We start from the raw sequence: 25,609 nt of genomic DNA on the forward strand, positions 1-25,609 counted from the left end.
GCGGTGCAGCGAAAGGATTACATGACAGAGAACGCCCCTCGGGCCGTGCCGGCGTCACCGGCACCGACACGCGGCACCAAACGACGACGGACTCCACGTCTGGCCACGACCTCGGGCGTCCTCACCTACGTCTTCATCGCGCTGGCCGTGCTTCTGCCGGTTCCGTACATGCTTCAGCTGCCGGGACCGGTTTTCAACACCCTCGGCGACTACCAGGGCGACCCCATGATCAGCGTCTCCGGAGCCAAGACCTATCCGACTGCAGGCCGCATCGACATGCTCACCGTCGCCGTCAGCGGCGGACCCGGTCGCGACATCTTTGCCTCTCAGGCACTCGGCGCACTCATCAACGGCGAACAGACCGTCGTCCCCACGGAGGCGTACTACCCGCTGGACACCACTCGCGAGGACGTGACCGAATCGAATGCGGTCGAGATGTCCTCGAGCCAGGATGTCGCCATCGCCGCCGCCATGGGCCAGATGGACAAGTCGTACTCCGTGCATCTGTCGGTCGATGACGTCGTCGCCGATGCTCCGGCTCAGGGCAAGCTGCGCAAGGGAGACCGACTCATGTCGGTCAACGGCAAGAAGCTCGATTCCGATCCCCAGGCCGCGCAGATCATGAGCAGGACAGTGCAGGGGACGGACTCCGTCGAGCTCGGCATCGAACGCGACGGGAAATCGAAGACGATCTTCCTGACTCCCGCGAAGGTCGACGACCGCAAGGCGATCGGCATCACGATGAAGCAGGACTTCGAGTTCCCCGTCGACGTGAAGTTCAACGTCGACGGCGTCGGCGGTCCCTCAGCCGGGACGATGTTCGCGCTGGCCATCATCGATGAACTCACTCCCGGTGCGATGACAGGCGGCAAGCATGTGGCTGGCACGGGAGAGATCACCCCTGACGGAACGGTCGGCCCGATCGGCGGTGCTCGCCAGAAGGTGGCCGCCGCCACCGAGAAGGGAGCGACGCTGTTCCTCTCGCCCGCCGACAACTGCGCGGAGGTCATGGCCGCCGCGGACCAATCCAAGATCACGGTGGCGCGCATCGACACGCTCGATGACGCGCAGACCACCGTGGAGCAGTACGCCGCCGGCAACACTTCGGACCTGCCGAAATGTCCCGCCGATGGTGCCGACAACAATGAGAAAGGGCAGTAGTGAGCACCTCGTCCTCACCCACCTCCGCACGCATGCCGGCGAATCGGCCAAGACGTTCGCCGCTTCTGCTCACCCTCGTGTCTGTGGCGATCCTGCTGATCGCCTTCATCGCCTTCACCCAGGTCTACACCGAGGTGCTGTGGTTCCGCCAGATCGACGCGGCGAACGTCTTCCGAACCATGTGGCTCACCCGCGGGCTGACATTCCTCGGCGGATTCATCCTCATGGCCGTCCCGGTCTGGCTGAGTCTTCATCTGGCCTACCGCCATCGTCCGGTCTACGCGCCGACGACCCCGCGACAGGAGAACCTCGACCGTTATCGTGAGGCCATCGAGCCTCTGCGTCGGGTCGCGACGATCGCGATTCCCGCGGTCATGGGTGTCCTCGCCGGCATCACCGCCTCGGCGCATTGGAACACGATCCTCGAATGGATCAACTCGACGTCCTTCGGCTCGAAGGATCCTCAGTTCGGTCTCGACAAGTCGTTCTTCGTCTTCGTCCTTCCTGGCCTGCGCCTCATCGGCAACCAGCTTGGCATGGCGCTGCTCTTGGCGCTCATCGCCGCCCTCGTCGCCCATTACCTCTTCGGCGGAATCCGTCCGGGGGAGCAGAAGGGCGTCATCCTGACGAAGGCTGCCCAGTGGCAGCTGGGCATCACCGTGGCGGTTCTCGTCATCGTTCAGGCCGGTCGGCTGTGGCTCTCCCGCTACGACCGGATGACCGCTGCCGGCGGGATCGTCCCCGGCGTCACCTACGTCGATGATCATGCCGCCCTGCCGGCCATGGCGATCGTTGCCATCGCCGCCGTCCTGGTCGCACTGCTGTTCGTCTACACCGCGTGGAAGGGCAACTGGCGGATCTCGATCATCGCCACGCTCACCCTTATCGTGCTCGGCGGCGTTTCGATCATCGCGTACCCGGCCCTGCTTCAGCAGTTCCAGGTCAATCCGTCGCAGCAGAGCAAGGAATCTGACTACATCCAGCACAACATCGATGCCACGCGCGATGCGTTCGACTTCGATGACATCGAAGTGACTCCGTACTCGCCGAGCACCACTGGCAAGAAGGGCGACCTGCGCAAGGACGCCGAGACCGCGGCGTCGATCCGTCTGCTGGACCCGAACCTCGTCTCGGACACCTTCCGGCAGCTGCAGCAGGTGCGACCGTACTACTCGTTCCCGCAGAAGCTCGACGTCGACCGCTACAACATCGACGGAGACATGCGCGACACCGTCATCTCGGTGCGCGAACTCGCCCCGAGTTCGGTGAACAACCAGAGCTGGTTCAACCGGGCGATCGTCTACACCCACGGATTCGGTGTGGTCGCAGCCAACGGCAACCAGCGCAACCCGGACGGCGAGCCGCTGTTCATGGAGTCGGATATTCCGCCGAAGGGCGAGTTCCCCGACTACGAGCCGCGTGTGTACTTCGGAGAGTCATCTCCGGACTACTCGATCGTGGGCGCCCCGAAGGGCGCGACTCCGCGTGAGCTCGACTACCCCTCCGATGAGAAGAGCGGCTCCGGCCAGGTCAACAGCACCTTCTCCGGTGACGGCGGACCGTCGGTGGGCAATGTGTTCAACCGCCTCGCCTACGCCCTGAAGTTCCAGGACGAGCAGATCCTTCTCTCGGACGCGCTGAACGAAGAGTCCCAGATCCTCTACGATCGTCACCCGCGCGAGCGTGTGGAGAAGCTCGCACCCTTCCTCAAGGTCGACGGAGATCCGTACCCGGCCGTCGTGGACGGGAAGATCAAGTGGATCCTCGACGGCTACACCACTGCCGAGGACTACCCGTACTCGACACCGCAGCCGCTCCAGCAGGCCACCGAGGATTCGACCACGGCGTCGGCTCCGAATTCGGTGGCGACTCTGCCGGACGATGAGGTCAACTACATCAGGAACTCGGTGAAGATCACCGTCGATGCCTACGACGGTTCCGTCGACATGTACCAGTGGGACAAGGACGATCCGGTCCTGAAGACCTGGATGAAGGTGTTCCCCGGACTCATCAAGTCGTCCTCGGAGATGTCCGGCGATCTGATGAGCCACGTCCGGTACCCGGAAGACATGTTCAAGGTCCAGCGCGACCTGCTCACGAAGTACCATGTCACCTCCGCCAGTGAGTTCTACTCCGGTCAGGACTTCTGGACCCTGCCGACCGATCCGACGACGAAGGCGAGCAGCGGACTGACGCAGCCGCCGTTCTACATGACCCTGCAGATGCCGGGCCAGCAGTCGCCGTCGTTCTCGCTGACGAGCTCGTATATCCCGGCTCGATCGTCCGAGGGGCAGTCGAGAAACAACCTCACCGGGTTCCTCTCTGCCGATGCCGATGCCGGCAGTAAGAAGGGCGAGACAGCCGAGGGCTACGGCAAGCTGCGGCTGCTGCAGCTTCCGCGCAACACCACTGTGCCCGGACCTGGTCAGGCTCAGAACAACTTCAACACCGCGCCCGATGTGCAGCGCAGTCTGAACCTGCTGCGTCAGGGTGAGTCCGAAGTCGAGAACGGCAACCTGCTGACTCTGCCGATCGGCGGGGGTCTGCTCTACGTCCAGCCGGTCTATGTCCGGTCCGCCGGTGAGACCTCCTATCCGCTGCTGCAGCACGTGCTCGTGGCGTTCGGTGAGGACATCGGGTTCGCTCCGACCCTCGACGAGGCGCTCGACCAGGTGTTCGGCGGAGACTCCGGAGCCTCGGCTGGCGATGCCGGAACCGAGGACAGCGGAGACGGCGAGTCGGGATCGACCTCCGGCGGAGAGGACGCGGATTCGAAGTCCGGCTCGCCGGACAAGGCTCTCAACGATGCTCTGCAGGAGGCGAAGAAGGCCATGGAGGACTCCGATGCCGCGCTGAAGGACGGCGATTTCGCGGAGTACGGAAAGGCTCAGGATCGCTTGAAGAAGGCACTTGAGGATGCCGTCGCCGCTGACCCGTCGCTGGCCGAGGATGCGGCGGGCAGGGAATCCTCCGCTCCCGCCTCGGAGCCGGCTGACGAAGGCGGCGACTCGGGCAACTGAGTCGGAGGCGAACCGGTACGGCGCTGAGAGGCCGTGCCGACCGAGTTCGGACTTTCCGCGACGAACGCCCCTGGGACATCCCAGGGGCGTTCGTCGTTCGCAATGGATTCGCCGGAGGTGAGACCGGCGTCGCTCGCTTCTCTGGACGCACTCGCAGCGCTGCGTCAGCCTAGGTGCGCGGTATCTGTCTGAGGTGCTGCGTCAGCTGAGGGCAACGCACCTGTCTGTGGCGCTGCGTCAGTCCGAGATTCGGCATCGGCTTGATGCGAGATGAAGGCTGTGCGGTGACCCAGGGCCGTGCGCTCTGCAGATCGACATCTGCCTGGGTGCTTGATGGCGTTCGACGTGCCGAGCGCTCGAGTTGCCGTCACTGTATCGAGTTATGCGGCGAGCGGTCGACGCTGAGTCGAGCGGCCGGCAGGGAATCGACTCTGCAAAGTCGGTCGGCAAGGAGTGTGAATGAGAAGAACCCCCAGTCAGAGAACTGACTGGGGGTTCTGCCGCTATCGTGGCGGGGGAGGGATTTGAACCCCCGACCTCCGGGTTATGAGCCCGGCGAGCTACCGAACTGCTCCACCCCGCGGCGTGTTCTTAACTTTACACGAGGGGTCACCTGGCGGCCAAACCGAATACAGGTGACCTCCGCCACATGGTCACTTGCCGTTCATCTGCAGCGGTTGCATCTGGTTGAAAGTTGAACTATAGTCATTCTTGTACTTCAAATTTCAACCAAAAGGAGAAATCATGACTGCTCTGCCTCAGGGACTCACCGCCGGAACCTGGAACATCGACCCCATCCACTCGGAGTTCACCTTCACCGCTCGCCACGCGGGCGTCTCGAAGGTCCGCGGCCACTTCGAAGAGATCGCCGGCAGCGTGAACGTCGGTGAGACCCTCGAAGACAGCGCCGTGTCCGCCGAGGCCTCAGCGAACTCGATCAACACCCGCAACGAACAGCGTGACGGTCACCTCAAGAGCGGTGACTTCTTCCTCGCGGAGGAACACCCGAAGCTGAGCTTCAAGTCGACCGCGATCAAGGCCGACGGCGCCGATGAGTTCGAGACCGTCGGCGAACTGACGATGCGCGGCGTGACCAAGGAAGTCGCCTTCGCCACCGAATTCGCAGGAGTTGCCACCGATCCGAACGGCAACCAGGTCGCCGGCCTCTCGGCCACCGCCACGGTCAACCGCAAGGACTTCGGAATGTCCTTCGAAGCCGTCCTCGGCGGAGGAGAGCTTCTCGTCTCCGACAAGATCAAGATCGAACTCGAACTGGAGCTCGTCAAAGCCTGATATGCCCTGAGCTGGGCTGCTGATCGGCGCGTGCGCCGACACGGAGCCAGACTCAGCGGGCAGCGTCGCTGCCCGAGACAGAAGGGGCGAACAGTCTATGCGGTTCGCCCCTTCTGGCGTCTTTGGGCGCCGCGACTCCTGTCCCTCGGCGCGGCGATTCCCGTACCGTCCCTCGTATCCGGAACTCAATCTGCCTCGACCACGAAAGCCAGCGATACTCAGTTCCTCCGACGCAGCGCGTCCGGGTGCTCCCGCAGGTGCCCTCCGAGTGCGTTGAACAACTGTGCGCCCTTGTCGACATCGGCAACGGACTTACAGAACGAATATCGGATCGAGGACCTATAGGCCTCGTACGCCGGGCTGCCCTGCCTGCACAGAGCTGGTACGGGAATTCCGACCAAGGAGAATTCTCTGGCCAGCAGCTCATTGAGCTCGAAGGCATCGCGATCCGTCAGCGCAGAGAAGTCAACCACTGTGAAATAGCCGGCGCGCGGAGTGGACACTTCAGCGCCCGGCACCGAGCGACAGGCGGGCACGAGGACCTCAGCGCGTGCCCGCAGCGAAGCTCGGTTCTCGGCGACGAACTGCGAATCGCCGTCCAGCATATCGGCCATTCCGATCTGCATCGGACCGCCGGCCGTGAACGACAGGAACTGCTTGACGGTCTGAATGGCCTGGCGAACCTCGGGAGAGGCGATGACCCAGCCGATCTTCCACCCTGTCGTGTTCCATGATTTGCCCGCCGAGGAGACCGTGACGACGCGTGCAGAATCCTCGATGGCAACTGCGGGAGGCACATGCCCAAGATCAGTGAGGACGAGCTGCTCGTAGACCTCATCGGAGAGCACCCAGGCGTCGACCGCCTCGGCGGCTCGTCCGATCCGGCCGAGATCAGCGGCAGAGAAGATGAACCCGGTGGGATTGTGCGGAGTGTTGACGAGGATGATCGCCGGATCGACCTCGGCGATCACTCGGTCGAAAGTCTCCCAGTCCGGGGCGAAGTCACCACGGCCATCGGGCAGGATCGGCACCGTGTGCAGTGTTCCGCCGGCGGCGGCGATCGCCGCCGGATAGGAGTCGTAGAACGGTTCGAAGGCGACGAGAGAGCCGCCCGGCGGCAGCAGTGCGAGGATCGCGGCGGTCAGGCCCTCCGTGGCGCCAGCAGTGTAGAGCACCTCGTCAGGATCGACGTGCTGTCCGAAGTCGCGTCCGCGTTGAGCGGCCACGGCCTCGAGCAGCTGCGGGTATCCCTGACCGGGGGCGTATTGATTGAAACCGGCCCGCATCGCCTCTTCCGTCGCGGCGATGAGCTCGTCCGGAGGCTCCGTGCCCGGAGCGCCCTGTCCGAGGTTGACGGCTCCGACCTCGGCGGCGAACTTCGTCATCTGCCCGTAGATCGTCTCACCGATCGACCCGTCCGGATTCGTGAGTCCTGCGGCCTCGGCCATCTCATGCCACAGCGGGGCTCCCATGATGTCCGGCATCAGGAGACCTCCGCGGGAGCGACCCGACCGAGTCGATCGAGTGCGGCTTCATGGAGGCGAGAATTGCTGGCCAGGGCATTGCCGCCGAAGGGCCCCGGAAGTCCGGCCGTGTTCGTGAAGGTGCCTCCGGCTTCGAGGACGATGGGTACGAGCGCTCCCATATCGTAGAGCGCGAGCTCGGGCTCGCAGGCGAGGTCGACAGCACCCTCGGCGAGCAGCATATAGGAGTAGAAGTCGCCGTATCCGCGAGTGCGCCACAGCGAATCGCAGAGATCGAGGAACTCATCGAGGATGCCGAGTTCCTTCCAGCCCGACAGCGACGAATACGACAGGGACGCATCGGCGAGAGAATCGACGGATGACACAGCGATGCGTTCGGCCGGGGACCCGAGCTCGGTCGCGTAGGCGCCCTGGCCCGTTACTGCCCACCATCGGCGACCGAGCGCGGGAGCGGAGACGACTCCCAGCAGCGGCTGGTCACCGTCGTAGAGGGAGATCAACGTCGCCCACACCGGCACCCCGCGCACGAAGTTCTTCGTTCCGTCGATGGGATCGATGATCCACCGTCGCGATGACTGCCCGTGTGCACCAAATTCCTCACCGAGCACGCTGTCATCGGGTCGATCCTCTGTGAGGCGATCCATGATCGCCTTCTCCACCGCACGGTCGCATTCGGTGACCGGAGTGAGATCGGGTTTGGTTTCGACGGCGAAGTCCTGTGCCCGGAAGTGCGGGTGGCTGATGGCATCGGCGAGATCGGCGAGTTCGATCGCCAAGTCGAGGTCGTTCATGCCTCCAGCCTATCCAGTCGAGGGCAGCAGCCGGCGCAGGGACTCCAGCCGTGAGACTCCTCCCGGTCCGGCCTTGCCGTCGGCCACCCATTCATCGAGTCGGCAGCCGGGGGAGTCCGCGAGGTGAGTGCATCCGCGGGGGCAATCGGCCGTGGCCTCGACGAGTTCGGGGAACGCGGAGAGCAGGGTCTCGCGGTCCACATGGGCCAGGCCGAAGCTGCGCACTCCCGGGGTGTCGATGAGCCAACCGCCGCGTTCCAACGGCAGGCACACGGCCGAGGACGAGGTGTGACGTCCGCGTCCGGTTACGTCGTTGACATGGCCCGTCGCTCGGTCGGCGGCGGGAACGAGAACGTTGGTCAGCGTGGATTTGCCCACCCCGGAATGGCCGACGAGGACGCTGATGCGTCCACGGAGACGCTCGGCCACCTCGGCGTGGCGTTCTGCCTCGTCGCGGGCCGCATCGTTCGCGGCGTCCGTCGTATCGGTCGGCTCGGCATCGGGATCGATGGAGGATTCGACGATGTCGATCCCGGACGCGGAGAAGCGTTCCTTCAGCTCCGTCGCCGGGCGCAGATCGGTCTTCGTGACGATGAGCAGGGGAGTGATCCCTGCATCGAAGGCCGCGACGAGTGCGCGATCGATGAGACCGAACGAGGGAACCGGGTCCACGGTGGCCGTGACGATGCCCATGACGTCGACGTTGGCGACGAGGACGCGCTCGGTCGGGTCGGTGTCATCGGCGCTGCGGCGCAGCAGGGTCTGCCGCTCGGTGATCTCCACAAGCCTGGCCAGGGTGCCCTCGGCCCCCGAGGTGTCGCCGACGAGGCGGACGACGTCTCCGGGAACGATCGCCTGCTTGCGCAGGTGCGAGGCGCGCACCGCGGTCACCGAGGTGGCCCCCTGTGACCGTTTGCCCTTCTTCCGAATCGGGGGACTTGACGGGAAGTTCCCGTCGTCGTCAGCGAGGATGACCCGGTATCGGCCCCGATCGACCGCGGTGACCAGACCCGAAACAGCGTCCTTGTGGTCGGGGCGGCTCTTCGTCCGCGGTCGCGAACCGCGTCGATTCGGCCGGGGGCGGTAGTCCTCATCGCGAAAGATCTTCGCCATATCAGGCTCCGGGGGTGAGCATGGCTTCCCACAGCTGAGTGAAGGCAGGCAGGGTCTTGGCCACAGTGCCGGCGTTCTCGATGACCATTCCGTCATTGCGCAGGGCGAGGACGGCACCGGCCATGACCATGCGGTGGTCGTGGTAGGTATGCCACAGCGCCGGGCGCAGGTGCGTGGTGCCGGTGATCGTCAGCGCCTCGGCATGTTCGACGACATCGACGCCGATGGCACCGTACTCTCTGGTCAGAGCCGCCAGACGGTCGGTCTCGTGCCCACGCAGATGCCCGATTCCGCGCAGCTGCGACGTTCCTTCTGCCATAGCTGCGAGTGCCGAGACCACTGGGGTGAGCTCGCCAACGGCCGACAGGTCGAGATCGACCGCGGTGAGCCGGTCCGGGCCCTGCACATGCAGTCCTTCCCTATCGAGGCGCACCGTGGCTCCGAACGCCTCGGCGATCTCGCGGAAGCCGTCACCTGCCTGGGTGGTGTGCACGGGCCAGTCGGCGATGGTCACGGATCCGGCGGTGGCCACGGCCGCCGCTGCGAAGGCTGCGGCATTGGACAGGTCGGGTTCGACCCGCACGTCGAGACCGCGCGGAAGTCCTGGTTCGACGATCCAGCGCTCGGGTTCGGGCTCGCTGATGTCGACGCCCGCGTCGCGGAGGACTTCGATCGTCATATCCACGTGCGTTCGGCTGGGCACCGAGTCCGCAGTGTTGGTGAGTTCGAGTCCCAAAGGCATGACGGGAGCGGCGAGGAGCAGACCAGAGACGAATTGACTGGAGGCGCTGGCATCGATGCCGAGGTGGCCGCCGCGCAGCTGAGAGTCGGCGTGGATCGTCATCGGCAATGTGCTCGCGGCGGAGGTGATCGACGCACCGAGCTCCCGCAGCGACTCGATCGTCACCGACATCGGCCGCACCCGGGCCTGTTCGTCGCCGTCGAGGACGACCTCACGACCGGTGAGCGCGGCAAGTGGGGGGATGAAGCGCATCACGGTTCCGGCGAGACCGCAGTCGATGGTGATCGGTGCGGAATCCTGCGCAGCTGCGTCTGTGGGCGCGTGTCCGTCCGGGAAGGGGATCGGCTCGATGTGGAGCTCATCGCCGTCTTCGTCGATCACGGCGCCGAGGCGACGCAGGGCGTCGACCATGAGAAGGGTGTCGCGGCTGCGCAGCCATCCCTTGAGATCGGATCCGGAACGGGCGAGAGCCGCAAGGATGAGATAGCGGTTCGTCAGAGACTTGGAACCGGGAACGGTCACAGTGGCAGAGACGGCGGAACCGGCGACCGGCGGCTGCCAGTCGCCGGTCGCCGGGGGAGTGTGCGTGGAGATGTCAGTCAACTCCGAGTGCGCTCAGAGCCTGCTTCGAGGTGTCTTCCACGCTCGACCACAGGTCTTCGGCCGCGTGCTGGGTCCGCCACCACAGGCCGGGGCGTCCAGCGGTGTCGACGGCGGCGAGCAGGGCACCGCCGAGCATCGAGGTCCGCAGAAGAGTGCGTTCGTTGCGAGCCTTCTTCTCCTCCTTCGACGTCGTCTTGTCAGCAGACAGACGCTCACCGACCGTGTCGAGCAGGTAGGTGCCGACGAGGATCGATGCGCTGAGGCGGGGGAAGCGTCCGATGGCGAGCATCGAACCGGCAGCGACCTGTGCAACACCGGTGGCTCGGGCGAGAGTCACTGCGTCGACGGGGACGTCGACCTGCTTGCGAGCCTGGTTGAGGAGCGGGCCGACCGATGCGGCCGCTGCCTCCGGCTTGCGCAGTCGTTCGACGCCGTTGAGGATGTAGCCGGCGGCCAGCATGGGCCGTGCGATAAGACGAATGGGAGACACAGTGGTCCTTCCTACGTGGCGGTCATCTCACTGGCAAGCATAACTGCTGAGGTGGGAATAGTGGGACGTCGGTCCGATGTTGTACCGGGTGAAGCCATTCGACGGGTGCACCCGTCGGGAAGTCGACAGGCAGAAGGAGAAGTCTATGAGCGCCACTGCCGTCCTGGAGAGAACGGGCGTACCATTGACTGCGATGACCGAATCAGTCAAAGAAGCCCCCGAAACCGACGCCGAGAGGTCGGCGCGTTTCGAACGGGATGCTCTGGAATATGTCAACCAGCTCTACGCAGCTGCTCTGCGTATGACCCGGAATCCAGCCGACGCCGAAGACCTCGTCCAGGAAGCCTACGCGAAGGCGTATGCCGCCTTCCACCAGTACAAGCCCGGAACCAACCTCAAAGCCTGGCTGTACCGGATCCTGACGAACACCTTCATCAATAACTACCGCAAGAAGCAGCGTCAGCCGCAGGAACACGGCAGCGAAGACATCGAGGACTGGCAGATTGCACAGGCGAACAGCCACTCGTCCTCCGGCGGTCGTTCCGCCGAACTCGAAGCCCTCGACCACCTTCCCGACTCCGACGTCAAGGAAGCGCTCTCGGCACTGCCCGAAGACTTCCGCATGGTCGTCTACTATGCCGATGTCGAAGGACTGCCGTACAAGGAGATCGCCGAGATCATGGAGACGCCGATCGGCACTGTGATGTCCCGGTTGCACCGCGGTCGCCGACAGCTGCGGGAGATGCTGGCCGACTATGCCGCCGAGCGCGGTTTCGTGAGTCCTGAGGGAGGTGCGAAATGAGCGACGAAGGATGCTGCGAAAGCGTCAGGACCGAGTCACTGATGCGCATCTACCACTACCTGGACGGAGAACTGACGACGACGGAGATCCGCGAGATCTCGATCCACCTCGAACAGTGCCCGTCGTGTCATGACGAGTACGAGATCGAAGCGCTGCTCAAAGAGCTCGTGCGTCGTTCGTGCAGCCACGACCGTGCCCCGATGGGACTGCGAGAGAAGATCCGGCAGCGGATCGCGCTCGAACAGAACTCCTGACCGGCGCCCAGACACAGGGGAGTCCACGGACACAACGAAGGCGGGAAGAGATTCGAATCTCTTCCCGCCTTCGTCATTCACCGAACGTATCAGCGAATCATGCGTTTGGACGCTTGCCGTGGTTTGCTTTCTTACGGCGGCGATCGCGACGCTTACGGCCACGCTTGCTCATTGTGCCCTCCTTTGATAGACGCTCAATTGTCTCATGATCACCCGAGCAGAGCAAAGTCGGACCAGGTCACCCACCTTGCCGAATTCGTCTGACAAGATGATGCGACTGTCACGGCTGAGCTCTTCGTCGGCCGGACATCGCAGAGTTCTTCGGTCGGGCACCCCATCGACGTCTCAGCTGTCGCCGAGGACGTCCTGGACTCCCAGCCAGTTGAACCAGCCGCGATGGAGAACCAGCCAGGCCAACAGACCGTATCCTTCCTGCGCCGGCAGATGGTCCCGCGACGATGCGACCTCGCGCTGCCACACGGGATGGCCGAGGAGGGGCGTGAAGGTGTCGACATAGGTGATGCCGCGCCGCTTGGCCACATCGGAGAAGCTGGCATTGAGCTCGGCGATGCGACGATTGCGGTCACCGTCGTGTTCAGGCGGAGGGCCCAGCACGAACGTCGAGACCTTCCGAGCCAACGCCTCGTCGAGGATGTTGGCCACATCGAGCCGGGCCCTGGCCACCGAACGCCCCGAATCGAGATCCCCGGACCCCAGAGCCAGCACCAGACGGTTGTCCCCTTCCCGAGTGAACCGAAGGGACGCCTCGGCGATGGTCCGACCGTGAAGACCAGCGGAATCCTCGGCCGGCACGGCGAGGGGATACACCTTGAGTTCAGGCAGACTCGGCAGAGTCCTCGCCGTCACCCGACCGACCCACCCGAGGCCACGGCCATCGCCGTGGCCGGCGACCAAAGGGCCTCCGACCACGGCGATGGTTGTGGTGACGTCGCTGCTCACCGGCTGAAGATCCGGTCGACGAGTTCCTTCTGCTGAGCTTCGTGGAAGTGCTTGAGCCCGGTCGAGGTGGCGGCAGAAGCGGCACGGGAGATGACCTTGACCTCACGGCCGCCGAGGAGCTCGGGCAGGTGCAGTGCCATGAACGGCCATGCACCCTGGTTCTCCGGCTCTTCCTGGGCCCAGACGATCTCGGCATCGGCCGGGAAGCGGTCGAGCACAGCGGTGATGGCCGCCTCGTCGAGCGGGTAGAGCTGCTCGAGGCGGACGAGCGCCATCTTCGTGTCGTTGTCCTTCTCCCGCTTGGCTTTGAGCTCCCAGTAGAGCTTGCCGGAGACGAGGACGACGCGCTCGACCTGCGAGGCATCGACGTCCGTATCGTCGATGACGGCCTGGAACCTGCCCGAGGTGAAGTCCTCCGGCGAGTTCGCGGCAGCCTTGAGGCGCAGCATCGACTTCGGGGTGAAGACGATGAGCGGACGCTTGTTCGTCGTCGAGGCGTGGCGACGCAGCAGGTGGAAGTACGAGGCGCCCGAGGACGGGTAGGCCACCGTCATATTGTTCTCCGCGCACAGCTGGAGGTAACGCTCGATGCGACCCGAGGAATGGTCGGGTCCCTGTCCCTCATAGCCGTGGGGCAGGAGCATGACGACACCGGAGTTCTGCTGCCACTTCTGCTCGGAGGAGGAGATGAACTCGTCGATGACGGTCTGCGCACCCTGTGCGAAGTCACCGAACTGAGCCTCCCACGCCACGAGGGCGTCCTTGCGTTCGACGGAGTAGCCGTATTCGAAGCCGACAGCGGCGTACTCGCTGAGCAGGGAGTCGTAGACCCAGAATCGAGCCTGCTCCTCGGTGAGGTTCTGCAGCGGCGTCCATTCGTTGCCGTTGACCGAGTCGATGAGCACCGAGTGGCGCTGGACGAAGGTCCCGCGACGGGAGTCCTGACCTGCCAGCCGCACCGGCACGCCGTCCATGAGCAGCGAACCGAAGGCCAGCAGCTCGGCGAAGCCCCAGTCGATTCCGCCCGACAGCGACATCTCCTTGCGCTTCTCGAGCAGCGCCCGCAGCTTCTTGTGAACCGTGAAGCCCTCGGGGATCTCGGTGAAGGCCTCGCCGATGCGCTGCAGCGTCTCGGGACTGATGGCCGTCTCGGCATCGTTGAAGGTCTCGATGTCGCTGGGCTCGTAGGGAGCGTTGAACGCTTCTCCGTCGTAGGAGCCGGTCTCGGCTTCCTTGGTCTCGGCGAAAGCCGATTCCAGCTTGGACTGGTAGTCCTTGAGCGCCTCGGCGGCCTCTTCGTCGGTGATGCACTTCCTGCCGACGAGGGATTCGGTGTAGAGCTTGCGCACCGAGCCCTTCTTCTCGATGAGGGAGTACATCGTCGGCTGGGTCATCGACGGATCGTCGCCCTCGTTGTGGCCGCGGCGGCGGTAGCACACGAGGTCGATGACGACGTCCCGGTTGAATTCCTGGCGGTATTCGAAGGCCAGGCGGGCCGCCCGGACGACGGCTTCGGGGTCATCGCCGTTGACGTGGAAGATCGGGGCGTTGATCGACTTGGCGACGTCCGTGCAGTAGAACGAGGACCGCGCCGAGGCGGGGGGAGTGGTGAACCCGACCTGGTTGTTGATGATGACGTGGACCGTTCCGCCGGTGCGGTAGCCGCGCAGCTCGGAGAGGTTGAGCGTCTCGGTGACCACACCCTGTCCGGCGAATGCGGCATCGCCGTGGACTAGGACCGGCAGTACGGTGAAGCCGGACTCGCCCTGGTCGACGAGATCCTGCTTGGCGCGCACGATGCCTTCGAGGACCGGATCGACGGTCTCGAGGTGGCTGGGGTTGGCCGCGACGTAGACGCCGGTGGTGTTGCCTGCCGGTGAGGTGAACGAACCCTTGGTGCCCAGGTGGTACTTCACATCGCCGGAGCCCTGGACGCTGTCCGGGGACATGGTTCCGTCGAACTCACGGAAGATCTGCGCATAGGACTTGCCGGCGATGTTCGTCAGCACGTTGAGGCGACCACGGTGGGCCATGCCGATGGCGACCTCGTCGAGGCCGGTGTCGGCGGACTGGTTGAGGATCTCGTCGAGCAGGACGATCGCGGATTCTCCGCCTTCGAGGCTGAAGCGCTTCTGTCCGATGTACTTCGTCTGGAGGAAGGTCTCGAAGGCCTCGGCGGCGTTGAGACGACCGAGGATGTGTCCCTGCTCCGAACGGGTGAGCTCCTGATGCGGGACCTCGATCTTCGACTGGAACCAACGGCGCTGGACCGGGTCGGCGATGTGCATGTATTCGAAGCCGGTGGTCCGGCAGTAGCTCTCACGCAGCAGTCCGAGGATGTTGCGGAAGGGCATCATCGGCTTCGATCCGAATCCGCCGGTGGGGAACTCGCGTTCGAGATCCCACAGGGTCAGACCGTGCTGATTGATGTCGAGATCCGGGTGGGACCGCTGACGATAGACGAGAGGATCGATATTGGCCATTAGGTGACCGCGCGTGCGGTAGGCATCGATGAGTTCGATGACGCGTGCGGTCTTGTTGACGTCGTCCTGGTCTTCGGCCGAGACGTCGGGAACCCAGCGCACCGGCTCGTAGGGCAGGCGCAGGGATTCGAAGACATCGTCGTAGAAGCCGTCTTCGCCGAGCAGGTAGCTGTGGACGAGCTTGAGGAACTCGCCCGAACCGGCTCCCTGGATCACGCGGTGATCGTAGGTCGAGGTCAGGGTCAGCACCTTGGACACGGCCAGGGAGTTGATGGTCTGCTGGCTGGCACCCTGGAACTCGGCGGGGTAGTCGAGCGCGCCGACACCGATGATGCAGCCCTGGCCCTTGGTCAGACGCGGAACGGAGTGGACCGTGCCGATTCCGCCGGGGTTCGTCAGCGAGACCGTGGTGCCGGCGAAGTCGTCGGCGGTGAGCTTGCCCTGCCGTGCCTTGTCGACGAGGCCGTCGTAGGCGTCGACGAACTGGCGGAAGGTCAGCGTCTCGGCCTTCTTGACGTTGGGCACCAGCAGGGTGCGTGATCCGTCCTTCTTCGGCACGTCGATGGCGAGGCCGAAGTTGATGTGGGCGGGGGAGACCATCACGGGCTTGCCGTCGCGGACGTCGTAGGAGACGTTCTGCGAGGGGAAGTTCTGCAGGGCGCGGATCACGGCGAATCCGATGAGGTGGGTGAAGGAGACCTTCCCGCCTCGGGTGCGCTTGAGGTGCGAGTTGATGACGATCCGGTTGTCGATGAGCGCCTTGGCAGGCAGGGCCCGGACCGAGGTGGCGGTCGGGACTTCGAGCGACTCATCCATGTTCTTGGCGATGAGCTTCGCGGGGCCGCGCAGGGGAGTGATCGTCTCCTCCGGTGCGGGCTTCGGTGCGGCTTCCTTCGCGGTGACCTTCGGCACGGACTTGGTCTCTGCCTTCAGCGTCTCGGACTCAGCCGAAGACGGGGAGACGCCGCGAGAGGTCTCACGGGAGGTCGCCGGGGCTGCAGCTGAAGCAGGGGCCTTGGCATCCGACTTATTCGCGGCCGGCTTCGCCTCCTGCTTGGCGGCGGGCTCGGCAGCGGACTGAGCGCCTCCGCCGTTCTTCTCGTACTTGTCGAAGAAGGGCCACCAGGACTGGTCGACCGAATTCTTATCTGACTTGTACTGCTCATACAATTCCTCGACCAGCCACTCATTCGACCCGAAGTCTTCAACGGTGCGGTTCGGAGTATTGACGGACACGGCGTTGATCGCCTACTTCCTGATTCAAGACTTGCTGCTTAACGACATCTCCAAGCCTAACGTGATGTGCCATCGAATGTGCAGTTAAGGGACAATAGTGTTATGCGTTTCATCTCAAATGACCCGAACACCGATCTCACCTACTCCGATGTCTTCCTCGTGCCGAACTCCTCGGCACTGACTTCGCGCTTCGAAGTCGACCTCACGGCGACCGATCCGACCGGGTCGACGACGCCGCTCGTCGCAGCGAATATGACTGCTGTGTCCGGTCGACGGATGGCGGAGACGATGGCACGTCGCGGGGGACTGGCGGTGCTGCCCCAGGACATTCCGCTGACCGCCGCGCAGGAGACCATCGCCTGGGTCAAGAGCCGCGACCGAATCTTCGAATCCGCGCTGCGCTTCTCGCCTGATGACACAGTGCTCAACGCTCTGCACGTGCTGGCCAAGCGTTCGCACGGCTTCGGCGTCGTCGTCGACGACGGGGGAAGGCTCGAAGGCATCATCAATGCTGCAGATCTGCGCGGAGTCGATCGCTTCACCTCGGTGGCGGAGCTGTTGGACTCCTCACCGCATGTCATCCGCGCCTCCGAGGTCGACTGGGAGGACGCTGCACAGCTGGAGTCCCTCTTCGAGTCGATGACGGAGTCGCGAGCCGAGTTCGCCGCTGTCGTCGACGATGAGAACACGGTGCTCGGCAGCCTGACTCCGAAGTCGCTGCTGCGCTCGTCCATCTACACGCCCAATGTCGACGATCGAGGACGGCTGAAGATCGCCGTGGCCATCGGCGTCAACGGTGCCGCGGTCGAACGTGCCGCTGCGTTGGTCGAAGCCGGCGCGGACGTCCTCGTCGTCGACACCGCCCATGGCCACCAGGTGAAGATGCTCGACACACTGTCGGCGATCGCGGATGCCGAGCTCGGGGTGCCGATCGTGGCCGGAAACGTCGTCACGGCCGAAGGGGTCCGCGACCTCGTCGCTGCCGGCGCCGACATCGTCAAGGTCGGAGTCGGCCCGGGAGCCATGTGCACGACCAGGATGATGACCGCGGTCGGTCGTCCCCAGTTCTCCGCAGTGCTCGAATGCGCCGAGGCGGCTCGCGAGCTGGGTGCCCACGTGTGGGCCGACGGCGGAGTCCGCTACCCCCGCGATGTCGCTCTGGCCCTGGCGGCCGGGGCCTCTCAGGTGATGGTCGGATCCTGGTTCGCCGGGACCCACGAATCGCCCGGCGACCTGCTCGTCGACGGAGAGGGTCGGAAGTACAAGGAGAGCTTCGGCATGGCTTCGGCTCGGGCCGTGGCCAACCGGACCAGAGCGGAATCGGCCTTTGCGCGCGCTCGCAAAGGACTGTTCGAAGAGGGCATCTCTTCGTCAACTATGTACATCGACCCTGAATCTCCTGGGGTCGAGGACCTGCTCGACGGCATCACTTCGGGCGTTCGCAGCTCCTGCACCTATGCCGGGGCCGGTGATCTCGGAGAATTCGCGCGTCTGGCCGCGGTCGGTGTTCAGAGCGCCGCCGGCTACGAAGAGGGCCGACCGCTGTCGGGAAGTTGGTAAGATCTCCTCATGCACAGTGACAGTCCCGGCCGGCGGGAAGCCGGCGCCCCAGATGACGACCCTCACCCCGCGAGGGTCTCACACCTCAACTGCTCTGCTGAGCAGATAGCGATCGGCGGGGACAGTCACTGATGGAATGGATACTCCTCGCCCTCGCGCTGCTGCTCATCCTCGGCACCGGAGTCTTCGTCGCAGCCGAATTTTCGCTGCTGACGCTCGACCGCCATACAGCCGATAAAGCGGTTGAAGAAGGTGTCGTCGGCGCGAAGACGCTGCGGCGTTCGATGACCCATCTGTCCACCCAGCTCTCGGCAGCGCAGGTGGGCATCACGATCACCACTCTGCTCACCGGTTACCTCATGGAACCGTCCTTGGGCAGGCTGCTGGCGCCGCTGTTCGAGGCCTGGGGCGTCGGCCCCGGCCTCGCGGCCCCGCTGGCGCTGACCATCGCCCTCATCGTCTCCACCGTGGGATCGATGATCTTCGGAGAGCTCGTGCCGAAGAACCTCGCCATCGCTGTTCCGCTGGCGACCGGTCGCATCGCCGCACCGATGCAGTACGTCTTCTCGATCGTCTTCAAGCCCGTCATCGCCGTCCTCAACGGCACGGCGAACAAGATCCTCATGTCGATGGGCATCGAGCCGCAGGAAGAAGGTTCGGTGGGGCGTTCCCCGGAGGAGCTGACCTCACTCGTGCGGCACTCCGCCGAAGAGGGCGTGCTCGATGAGCAGACAGCAGGTCTGCTGGAGAGGACTCTGAGCTTCTCCGAGCGCACCGCGGAAGACGTGATGACTCCGCGCACGCGCATGTCCACGGTGGACAAGGACACCACGGCTCGACAGATCATCGAACAGGCTCGGGACACCGGATTCTCCCGGTTCCCCGTGGCTGACGAGGACAAGGACCACATCGTCGGAGTCGTTCACGTCAAACAGGCCTTCGCCGTACCTCCGAGCAACCGCGACGACGCCTATGCAGGAGGGCTGATGACCGAGGTCCGTGAGATCCCGGAGACGCAGCGCCTCGACCCGCTGCTCTTGGAGCTGCGCGCCACCGGTCTGCAGATGGCTGTGGTCGTCGATGAGTTCGGCGGCACAGCTGGAGTGGTCACCCTCGAGGATGTCGTCGAGGAGCTCGTGGGCGAGGTCGCCGACGAGCACGATCGGATGCGCGTCGCGGCACGACCGGCTCGCGACGGCTCCTGGATCGTGCCCGGTCAGCTGCGGCCCGATGAGATCTCGTCGACGATAGGGGTCACGATCCCGGAGGACTCGGACTACGAGACTCTGGCCGGATTCGTCCTCAAGGAGCTCGGGCGGATTCCCGAACCGGGTGACGAGGTCCGCATGGACGATGCCCGCATCGTGGTCGAACGGATGCACGGACGACGCATCGAACGCCTCCGGGTGGTGCTGCGCGCCGCCGACGCAGGGGCTTTCGAAACCGGAGGTGAGACTCGATGAGCGCCGATTGGTTCGGACTGGTCTGGCTGGTCGTTCTCCTGCTGGGCAACTCCTTCTTCGTCGCCGCCGAATTCGCGATTGTCGCTGCCAAGCGATCACAGATCGAACCGCGAGCGGCCGAAGGCTCCGCGGCGGCCAAGACCGCTCTCTATGCGATGGAGCACGTATCACTGATGCTGGCGATCTGCCAGCTCGGCATCACCGTGTGCTCCCTGCTTTTGGGCAATGTGGCCGAACCGGCCATCCACCACCTGCTCGCCGGTCCCCTCGAGGGCCTGGGCATTCCCGCCGGACTGTCCTCGACGATCTCCTTCGTCCTGGCGCTCGGCGTCGTCACCTACCTGCACGTGGTCATCGGTGAGATGGTGCCGAAGAACCTGGCGCTGGCCGCCTCCGGCCAGGCCGTAATGCTGCTGGCGACACCGCTGGTGTTCCTGGCGCGAGTCTTCGGTTTCGTCATCCGCCCCCTCAACGGCCTGGCCAATGGGGTCCTCCACCTGTTCAAGATCGAGGCCCGTGACGAGGTCAATGAGGCCTATACGATCGAGCAGGTCGAATCGATCGTGGCCGAGTCGAAGCGCGAGGGACTGCTCAGTGATGACACTGGGCTGCTCAAGGGCGCCATCGAGTTCAGCGACAAGACTGCGTCCGACATCATGGTCCCGATGTCCGAACTCATCACGATCTCGGACAAGGTGACCCCGAACGAGCTTGTGACCTTGGTCGGCAAAACAGGCTTCTCCCGATATTTCGTCGTCGGTGACGACGGGTATCCGCAGGACTACCTCCACATCAAGGATGTCCTCTACGCAGACACCGAAGAGGCCTTCGACGCTCCAGTGCAGAGCAAGCGTTTCCGTCCCCTGTTCACGGTCACCGCCGATGACGAGGTCGAAGAGGCGCTGGCGCAGATGCAGAAGGCGGGAATCCATGTCGCCCGCGTCATCGACTCGCAGGCGCAGGTCCTCGGCCTGCTGTTCCTCGAAGACGTGCTCGAAGAGCTCGTCGGCGAAGTCCAGGACGCGATGCAGCGGGGACGATTCGACTTCCGCCGCTGAGCATTCTGTGCCGGCCGATCCGCCCGGCTCACCCAGTCGCCTCGCGGGCGGTCTCCTGATTGCGGGGAGGCCGCCGTCGAGCCGTCGCGTCCGCTCCCGGCGCTGTGTCGGTGCGCGGAGCCATGTGTTCGGCCGTGAGGCCATGCCTGTGCTCGTGAGAAGTGCCGTTCGGCGCGGAGTCCCAGACGTGACCGACTGTGTAACGGTTCGTAACGAAACAGTCATTCAGGACACATGGAGTAGGGCGCCTGTAGTGATCTGTGACCATGCATCGTCAGGAAATGACCTGGTCACACGCTGTGTATGAACTGAAGGTGACATTCTGTAACGATGTCGTTATAGTGTTGTGACATAAGCTTTCGGGTGCCCGGCAGAGGGCTTCCACCGCACAATCTTCACCAACAGTATGGAGCACTATGTCGAGTGAGCTCTCGACCGTCGAGGCGCCGCCGGTCCGCCGACGTGATCTGCGGAAGCAGAACGCCTCTTCGCAGGTTTCGACGATCAACTCTTCGCATCCCGTGACATCGCAGTCGCGGAACAGCGCATCCGCAGCCCTCTCACCTCGTCGCGCGGCGATGGCCGCCGAGGCCCGCGCAGCAGCGGGCTCACCGCGACGGGCAGCGATGGCCAAAGAGGCTTCTCTCCCGATGACCCCTGCGGGTCATACGTCGACGCTGGCCGCGGCTCAGCTCGGCAACCGCGGTTCCGACGGTTCGCTGCTGCGCTCGGTCCGCCGCCGTCAGGTCACCACCTTCTCCGCTCTGGCCACCGTCTCGGTCACCGGTACCGCCATCGCTGCCGTGATGGTCGCCGGCAACATGAGCGGCAACCAGGAAGTCAAGGTCGACGACACGGCCGCACAGTCCCAGCCGCGTGCGATCAACGCCGAATCGGTCTCCGCCGACATCAAGGTCGACGACGATGACAAGACCTCGATGACCATCGGCGCCCCGAGCGCCAAGCAGACCAAGGTCGACGCGGCGTCTCGCGCGATCACGAAGACCGTTCTGCCCGGCTGTGACGAAGCAGCCCCGAAGGGTGAGGCGAGCAACGGCGAGCTGCCCGACGGATGGCTGTGCGAGATCGGCGTGGGCAATCACAAGCTGCGCTCCGATGCGGCCGTGTCGTTCGCGAAGATGAACGCTGCCTTCAAGAAGGACACCGGCAAAGACCTCGCAGTCACCGACTCCTACCGTTCGCTGGAATCACAGGTCTCCGTCGCCGCACGCAAACCCGGCTTCGCGGCTCGTCCCGGAACCTCCAACCACGGTTGGGGCCTGGCACTGGACCTCGGCGCGGGAACGCAGAACGGAACCGGCCAGCAGTACGAATGGCTCGTCGCCAACGCCGAGAAGTTCGGGTGGGAGAATCCGGACTGGGCCAAGCGCAATTCCTATGAGCTCTGGCACTGGGAATACGTGCCCGGCCGCAAGGCTATGAAGGGTGCCTGATCTGCTCGAACATCTCTGATCACAGCCCTACGGCACCGCGGGCAGTCCTCGAGGACTGCCCGCGGTGCCGTTTTGGGAGGTGGTGCCCAACGGTGATAGAGTTGCATCCGTTGCCCGCGTAGCTCAGTGGATAGAGCGTCTGCCTCCGGAGCAGAAGGTCGTAGGTTCGAATCCTGTCGCGGGCACCACGACACCGCCCATCTCAACTTCTGAGGTGGGCGGTTCTGCATTCGCGGTCCGAGTGGTCGATGGTGCAGACAGGATCTAAGGTAGTCGGAGACGAGACCCGGACCGCGATGTGAGGCATACGATGTCGGAATCTGCTGAAGAGCCCGTCCAGACCGGCGCGGGGGACGATGAGATCGTCCTCCGAGCGCAGGGTCTGCGCAAGAGCTTCGGCCGCGGTGATACGGCAGTCGACGCTCTCGACGACATCAGCGTCGACTTCGAATCGGGACGCTTCACCGCCATCATGGGGCCCTCCGGATCCGGAAAATCGACGTTCATGCATGTGCTTGCCGGACTCGACCGTGTCGATTCGGGCTCGATCATCATGCGCGGGCAGGACATCACCCGTCTCAACGACCGGCAGCTGACCCAGCTGCGGCGTGACCGCGTCGGCTTCATCTTCCAGGCCTTCAACCTCGTCCCGACGCTGAGCGCTGAACAGAACATCGAACTGCCGGTCTCGCTGGCCCGGAAGAAGATCGATCGTGAGTGGAAGGCCGAAGTCGTCGAACGACTCGAACTCGGCGATCGTCTGCAGCATCGTCCGCACGAGCTCTCCGGCGGTCAGCAGCAGAGAGTCGCCGTGGCCCGGGCTCTGCTGACGCGGCCGGATGTCATCTTCGCCGATGAGCCCACGGGAAACCTCGACTCCCATGCCGGAGCGGAGGTCCTGTCCCTGCTCGGTCGGGCCACGACCCTGTACGGGCAGACGATCATCATGGTCACCCACGACCCCGTCGCGGCATCGCACGCTGGCCGGGTCGTTCTGCTCAAGGACGGGAGAGCCACGGGTGAAGTTCGTCAGCCGACGCGCGAGAGCGTGGTCACGGCGCTGAGTGAACTGAGCTCTCTGTGATCGCAGTCGCCCTCGCGCAGATTCGGATCCACTGGGCCCGATTCCTCGCAATCGGCCTCGGCATCGCATTGGCTTCCGGATTCGTCGCAACCACCCTGATCATCAATTCCTCGCTGCAGGACAGCCTCGAACACGCCGTCGGTCGTTCTTTCGAGAAAGCCGACCTCACCGTCGTCCCGGACAGAGACGTCTTCGTCGGGGGAGACGAGGCCTCTCCGCTGCTGCGCCCCTTGGCCGAAGTCGACGGGGTGGCTACCGCGTCGTTGTCGGCCCGCACAGTGACCACGGGCCGAGGTGCCGCATTCTCCGAAAGCTCTTTTGCGCTGTCTCCGGTGCCCGCCGATGAACGGCTCGACACGTTCGATATGGTCTCCGGTCAGCGACCGGAAGCGACGACGGACCTCGTGCTCGACACTCGCACGGCCAGCGATCTCAACGTCGGAGTCGGCGATGAGATTCGCTTCACCGTCGATGCTGTGCCAGTGGAGAGCGGAGACGATGACATGCCGATCTACCGGGGTCCGAGTCAGAGCAGCGTCACCTTCTCCGTCGTGGGCATCGCCGAAATGGGGCAGGATCCGGCCCTGCCCGGCGCCACTCGAGCGCTGACGACAGCATCGGGCTATCAGGAGTATTTCGCCCAGCAGGGCGATGTCATCGCCATTCAGATCGCCCTGGAGAGCGGCGCGGACCCAGAGGCTGTGCGTACTCAGCTGCAGAGGGTCATCGATGGTTCGGAATTGAGCGGCAGCCTCGAAGCGCTCTCCGTGGACGATGCCGTGAAAGCGAAGACCGACCGCCTCTCCGGCGGCAACGCCGTCGTGACCGGTCTCCTGCTCGTCTTCGCCGGAATCTCCGTCATCGTCGCCATCCTCGTCGTCTCCAATACCTTCTCCGTCATCGTCGCCGGACGCCGTCGGGAATTCGCTCTGTTGCGCTGCCTCGGAGCCACCCGCCTGCAGATGTACGGCTCGGTCGTGGCCGAAGGGCTCTTCGTCGGATTGCTCGGGTCGATCTTCGGTGTGCTCACCGGGGTCGTCGGCAGTCGCGTACTGATGGCTGTAGCGGTGCGCTACTGGCCGCAGGAGTTCCCCTACGACACTCTCACCGTTCCTGTCTCCGCCCTGTTCAGCGGTGTCGTCGTCGGTGCCCTGCTGACGATTGTGGCCACCATCCGACCGGCTCGCAGTGCCATCGCTGTAACCCCGCTCGAAGCACTCCAGCCCTTCGACGCATCCATCTCGCCGAGCACCCGCGCTCGTCCGCGCCACCTCGTGGGTTTCGGCTGCATCGGGCTGGGTGTGGTTCTCGTCATCGTCTCGGTCTATGCGGTGTCGGCTTCGCAGCTCTGGATCCTCGGCGGAGCGCTGGGTGGGGGACTCGTGGTCACGGGGCTGGTCATCAGCGCGGCGAAGATCATCCCGCCCGTCGTCGCATGGACGGGGGAGGTGCTGTTCAGCCCTTGGGGCGTTCCCGGTCAGCTGGCGACCCTGAACACATTGCGCAATCCGCGTCGCACCGCGGCCACAGCCACGGCGCTCATCATCGGCGTGACCTTGGTGGCGACGATCCTCGTGGGCGGCATGTCGACGAAAGCGACGCTCAGCCACGGCCTCGACCAGCGTTATCCCGTTGACATCTCCGTGCCGCTGTCGGGCCTCGTCGATGATGACCAACTCGACGATGTGCGCGGGATCCCCGGCGTGTCCACCGCGGTCATCGCCCACCGCGCCGAGGCGGTCGAAGACTTCAAGGGCTCCCGTCCCGAGATCTTCGTCATCGACCCGGACAGCGCCGAGACCGTACTCGGAGACGCGGCCGCGAACATCGTGTCCGGACGGGTCACAGTCCCCGAAGACTATCCTTCACCGACAGTGCGGGTGAAAGGGCTCAACGAGATGAGCGTGCCCGTGCACAGGGACGGCCTCTCCAGTCTCGCCTTCTTCACCACCCCCGACGTCGGCAACGATCTCGGCATCTCGGCGACGACGACGGCCGTGCTCGTCCGCCTCGACGAGGATGTCGACGTCGACGAGATCACCCGCATCCGTCAGTCCGTGGCCGAGACGCTCGACGTATCCAGCGACGAGGTCGGCGGCTCGGCCGTCGCCCGGGGCGCCTATTCCGAACTCATCGATGTCATGCTGGCCGGGGCCGTGGCTCTGCTCTTCGTCTCCGTGGTCATCGCGCTCATCGGCGTCTCGAACACGGTCAGCCTCTCCGTCATCGAGCGCCGCCGGGAGAACGCGCTGATGCGGGCGCTGGGGCTGAGCCTTGCGCAGCTGCGGACTCTGCTGGCGCTCGAAGCGGTGCTCATCTCATCGGTGGCTGCACTGCTGGGACTCGTGCTCGGCGGTGCCCTGGGCATCGTCGGCACACGGTTGGTCACCCACGACTACTCCACCGACCTCATCGTCGACTTCTCTGCCCCGTCCTTCCTCGGCATCCTCGGCGTGGCGGTCGTCGCCGGCATCCTCTCCGCTCTGGCACCGGCCAGGCGAGCGTCCCGACTCTCACCGGTCGAAGGTCTCAAACTCGACTTCTGATGGGCCCCGGCC

The 25,609-nt window shown here is 64.6% G+C and carries 18 protein-coding genes and 2 tRNA genes; 12 read left to right on the forward strand and 8 right to left on the reverse strand.

Annotated elements, in window-relative coordinates; genetic code table 11:
* Positions 1 to 21: 21 nt before the first annotated feature.
* A complete protein-coding gene (locus HIM68_RS01855) occupies positions 22 to 1,161 on the forward strand; it encodes a PDZ domain-containing protein (protein ID WP_172169152.1) in 1,140 nt (379 codons plus the stop codon).
* 32 nt (positions 1,162 to 1,193) lie between these two features.
* Positions 1,194 to 4,181 (forward strand): UPF0182 family protein, encoded by a 2,988-nt coding sequence (locus HIM68_RS01860; protein ID WP_172170237.1) that lies wholly within the window; start codon positions 1,194 to 1,196, stop codon positions 4,179 to 4,181.
* A 509-nt stretch (positions 4,182 to 4,690) separates the two neighbouring features.
* Here the strand turns inward: HIM68_RS01860 and HIM68_RS01865 are convergent.
* A tRNA-Met gene (locus HIM68_RS01865) sits at positions 4,691 to 4,764 on the reverse strand.
* 161 nt (positions 4,765 to 4,925) lie between these two features.
* On the opposite strand from HIM68_RS01865, the gene HIM68_RS01870 reads away from it, so the two are divergent.
* Entirely contained in the window at positions 4,926 to 5,474 is a 549-nt protein-coding gene (locus HIM68_RS01870; protein ID WP_139466957.1) for a YceI family protein, read from the forward strand.
* Positions 5,475 to 5,692: 218 nt separating this feature from the next.
* Here HIM68_RS01870 and HIM68_RS01875 read toward each other — a convergent pair whose 3' ends face one another.
* Genes HIM68_RS01875 through HIM68_RS01895 form a run of 5 tightly spaced genes read right to left on the reverse strand, consistent with a single transcriptional unit; the run spans position 5,693 to position 10,697 of the window.
* Complete coding sequence (locus tag HIM68_RS01875; protein ID WP_172169154.1) at positions 5,693 to 6,958, reverse strand: aminotransferase class I/II-fold pyridoxal phosphate-dependent enzyme; 1,266 nt, start codon at positions 6,956 to 6,958, stop codon at positions 5,693 to 5,695.
* Complete coding sequence (gene hisN, locus HIM68_RS01880) at positions 6,958 to 7,749, reverse strand: histidinol-phosphatase (RefSeq protein WP_172169157.1); 792 nt, start codon at positions 7,747 to 7,749, stop codon at positions 6,958 to 6,960. The genes HIM68_RS01875 and hisN overlap by 1 nt, the downstream gene beginning before the upstream one ends.
* Before the next feature lie 9 nt (positions 7,750 to 7,758).
* A complete protein-coding gene (gene rsgA / locus HIM68_RS01885) occupies positions 7,759 to 8,862 on the reverse strand; it encodes a ribosome small subunit-dependent GTPase A (RefSeq protein ID WP_172169160.1) in 1,104 nt (367 codons plus the stop codon).
* A 1-nt stretch (position 8,863) separates the two neighbouring features.
* Positions 8,864 to 10,207 carry a 3-phosphoshikimate 1-carboxyvinyltransferase gene (aroA, locus tag HIM68_RS01890; protein WP_216656717.1) on the reverse strand — a complete coding sequence of 448 codons (1,344 nt, stop codon included), beginning with the start codon at positions 10,205 to 10,207 and terminating at the stop codon, positions 8,864 to 8,866.
* Positions 10,200 to 10,697 carry a DoxX family protein gene (locus HIM68_RS01895; RefSeq protein WP_139907894.1) on the reverse strand — a complete coding sequence of 166 codons (498 nt, stop codon included), beginning with the start codon at positions 10,695 to 10,697 and terminating at the stop codon, positions 10,200 to 10,202. Before HIM68_RS01895 ends, aroA begins: the two co-directional genes overlap by 8 nt.
* A 193-nt stretch (positions 10,698 to 10,890) precedes the next feature.
* Here HIM68_RS01895 and HIM68_RS01900 point away from each other — a divergent pair, with 193 nt between their 5' ends.
* Together HIM68_RS01900 and rsrA are read left to right on the forward strand one after the other, a co-directional pair.
* The gene (locus HIM68_RS01900; protein ID WP_139466962.1) at positions 10,891 to 11,499 is read left to right on the forward strand and encodes a sigma-70 family RNA polymerase sigma factor; all 609 of its coding nucleotides are present in this window, start codon (positions 10,891 to 10,893) and stop codon (positions 11,497 to 11,499) included.
* Entirely contained in the window at positions 11,496 to 11,753 is a 258-nt protein-coding gene (gene rsrA / locus HIM68_RS01905) for a mycothiol system anti-sigma-R factor (protein WP_039210641.1), read from the forward strand. The genes HIM68_RS01900 and rsrA overlap by 4 nt, the downstream gene beginning before the upstream one ends.
* A gap of 345 nt (positions 11,754 to 12,098) precedes the next feature.
* Here rsrA and HIM68_RS01910 read toward each other — a convergent pair whose 3' ends face one another.
* Complete coding sequence (locus HIM68_RS01910) at positions 12,099 to 12,713, reverse strand: GDSL-type esterase/lipase family protein (RefSeq protein ID WP_139466963.1); 615 nt, start codon at positions 12,711 to 12,713, stop codon at positions 12,099 to 12,101.
* Positions 12,710 to 16,432, reverse strand: coding sequence for a multifunctional oxoglutarate decarboxylase/oxoglutarate dehydrogenase thiamine pyrophosphate-binding subunit/dihydrolipoyllysine-residue succinyltransferase subunit (locus tag HIM68_RS01915; protein WP_139466964.1), 3,723 nt, complete (start codon positions 16,430 to 16,432; stop codon positions 12,710 to 12,712). Before HIM68_RS01915 ends, HIM68_RS01910 begins: the two co-directional genes overlap by 4 nt.
* Positions 16,433 to 16,534: 102 nt before the next feature.
* On the opposite strand from HIM68_RS01915, the gene HIM68_RS01920 reads away from it, so the two are divergent.
* From HIM68_RS01920 to HIM68_RS18870, 7 genes are all read left to right on the forward strand, one after another.
* On the forward strand, positions 16,535 to 17,992 hold the full coding sequence (locus HIM68_RS01920) for a GuaB1 family IMP dehydrogenase-related protein (protein WP_172169163.1): 1,458 nt from the start codon (positions 16,535 to 16,537) through the stop codon (positions 17,990 to 17,992).
* A 131-nt stretch (positions 17,993 to 18,123) separates the two neighbouring features.
* Complete coding sequence (locus HIM68_RS01925; protein WP_139466966.1) at positions 18,124 to 19,455, forward strand: hemolysin family protein; 1,332 nt, start codon at positions 18,124 to 18,126, stop codon at positions 19,453 to 19,455.
* Positions 19,452 to 20,513, forward strand: a complete 1,062-nt coding sequence (locus HIM68_RS01930) for a hemolysin family protein (protein WP_101545483.1) — start codon at positions 19,452 to 19,454, stop codon at positions 20,511 to 20,513. Before HIM68_RS01925 ends, HIM68_RS01930 begins: the two co-directional genes overlap by 4 nt.
* 416 nt (positions 20,514 to 20,929) lie before the next feature.
* Positions 20,930 to 21,967, forward strand: coding sequence for a D-alanyl-D-alanine carboxypeptidase family protein (locus HIM68_RS01935; protein ID WP_172169166.1), 1,038 nt, complete (start codon positions 20,930 to 20,932; stop codon positions 21,965 to 21,967).
* Between the two features lie 112 nt (positions 21,968 to 22,079).
* Positions 22,080 to 22,155: transfer RNA gene (locus HIM68_RS01940), tRNA-Arg, on the forward strand.
* A gap of 122 nt (positions 22,156 to 22,277) precedes the next feature.
* Complete coding sequence (locus HIM68_RS01945) at positions 22,278 to 23,051, forward strand: ABC transporter ATP-binding protein (RefSeq protein ID WP_139466969.1); 774 nt, start codon at positions 22,278 to 22,280, stop codon at positions 23,049 to 23,051.
* Positions 23,048 to 25,597 carry an ABC transporter permease gene (locus HIM68_RS18870; RefSeq protein WP_172169169.1) on the forward strand — a complete coding sequence of 850 codons (2,550 nt, stop codon included), beginning with the start codon at positions 23,048 to 23,050 and terminating at the stop codon, positions 25,595 to 25,597. The genes HIM68_RS01945 and HIM68_RS18870 overlap by 4 nt, the downstream gene beginning before the upstream one ends.
* Positions 25,598 to 25,609: the final 12 nt, after the last annotated feature.

Origin of the sequence: Brevibacterium sp. CT2-23B, assembly GCF_013168765.1 — a bacterium.
In the GTDB taxonomy this organism is placed as follows: Bacteria; Actinomycetota; Actinomycetes; order Actinomycetales; family Brevibacteriaceae; genus Brevibacterium; species Brevibacterium sediminis.

Bases quoted from the DNA above. Each gene is read 5' to 3' on its own strand.
- HIM68_RS01855 (WP_172169152.1), top strand. From the start codon at position 22: ATGACAGAGAACGCCCCTCGGGCCGTGCCGGCGTCACCGGCACCGACA.
- HIM68_RS01860 (WP_172170237.1), top strand. From the start codon at position 1,194: ATGCCGGCGAATCGGCCAAGACGTTCGCCGCTTCTGCTCACCCTCGTG.
- HIM68_RS01870 (WP_139466957.1), top strand. From the start codon at position 4,926: ATGACTGCTCTGCCTCAGGGACTCACCGCCGGAACCTGGAACATCGAC.
- HIM68_RS01875 (WP_172169154.1), bottom strand. From the start codon at position 6,958: ATGCCGGACATCATGGGAGCCCCGCTGTGGCATGAGATGGCCGAGGCC.
- hisN (WP_172169157.1), bottom strand. From the start codon at position 7,749: ATGAACGACCTCGACTTGGCGATCGAACTCGCCGATCTCGCCGATGCC.
- rsgA (WP_172169160.1), bottom strand. From the start codon at position 8,862: ATGGCGAAGATCTTTCGCGATGAGGACTACCGCCCCCGGCCGAATCGA.
- HIM68_RS01900 (WP_139466962.1), top strand. From the start codon at position 10,891: ATGACCGAATCAGTCAAAGAAGCCCCCGAAACCGACGCCGAGAGGTCG.
- rsrA (WP_039210641.1), top strand. From the start codon at position 11,496: ATGAGCGACGAAGGATGCTGCGAAAGCGTCAGGACCGAGTCACTGATG.
- HIM68_RS01920 (WP_172169163.1), top strand. From the start codon at position 16,535: ATGCGTTTCATCTCAAATGACCCGAACACCGATCTCACCTACTCCGAT.
- HIM68_RS01925 (WP_139466966.1), top strand. From the start codon at position 18,124: ATGGAATGGATACTCCTCGCCCTCGCGCTGCTGCTCATCCTCGGCACC.
- HIM68_RS01930 (WP_101545483.1), top strand. From the start codon at position 19,452: ATGAGCGCCGATTGGTTCGGACTGGTCTGGCTGGTCGTTCTCCTGCTG.
- HIM68_RS01935 (WP_172169166.1), top strand. From the start codon at position 20,930: ATGTCGAGTGAGCTCTCGACCGTCGAGGCGCCGCCGGTCCGCCGACGT.
- HIM68_RS01945 (WP_139466969.1), top strand. From the start codon at position 22,278: ATGTCGGAATCTGCTGAAGAGCCCGTCCAGACCGGCGCGGGGGACGAT.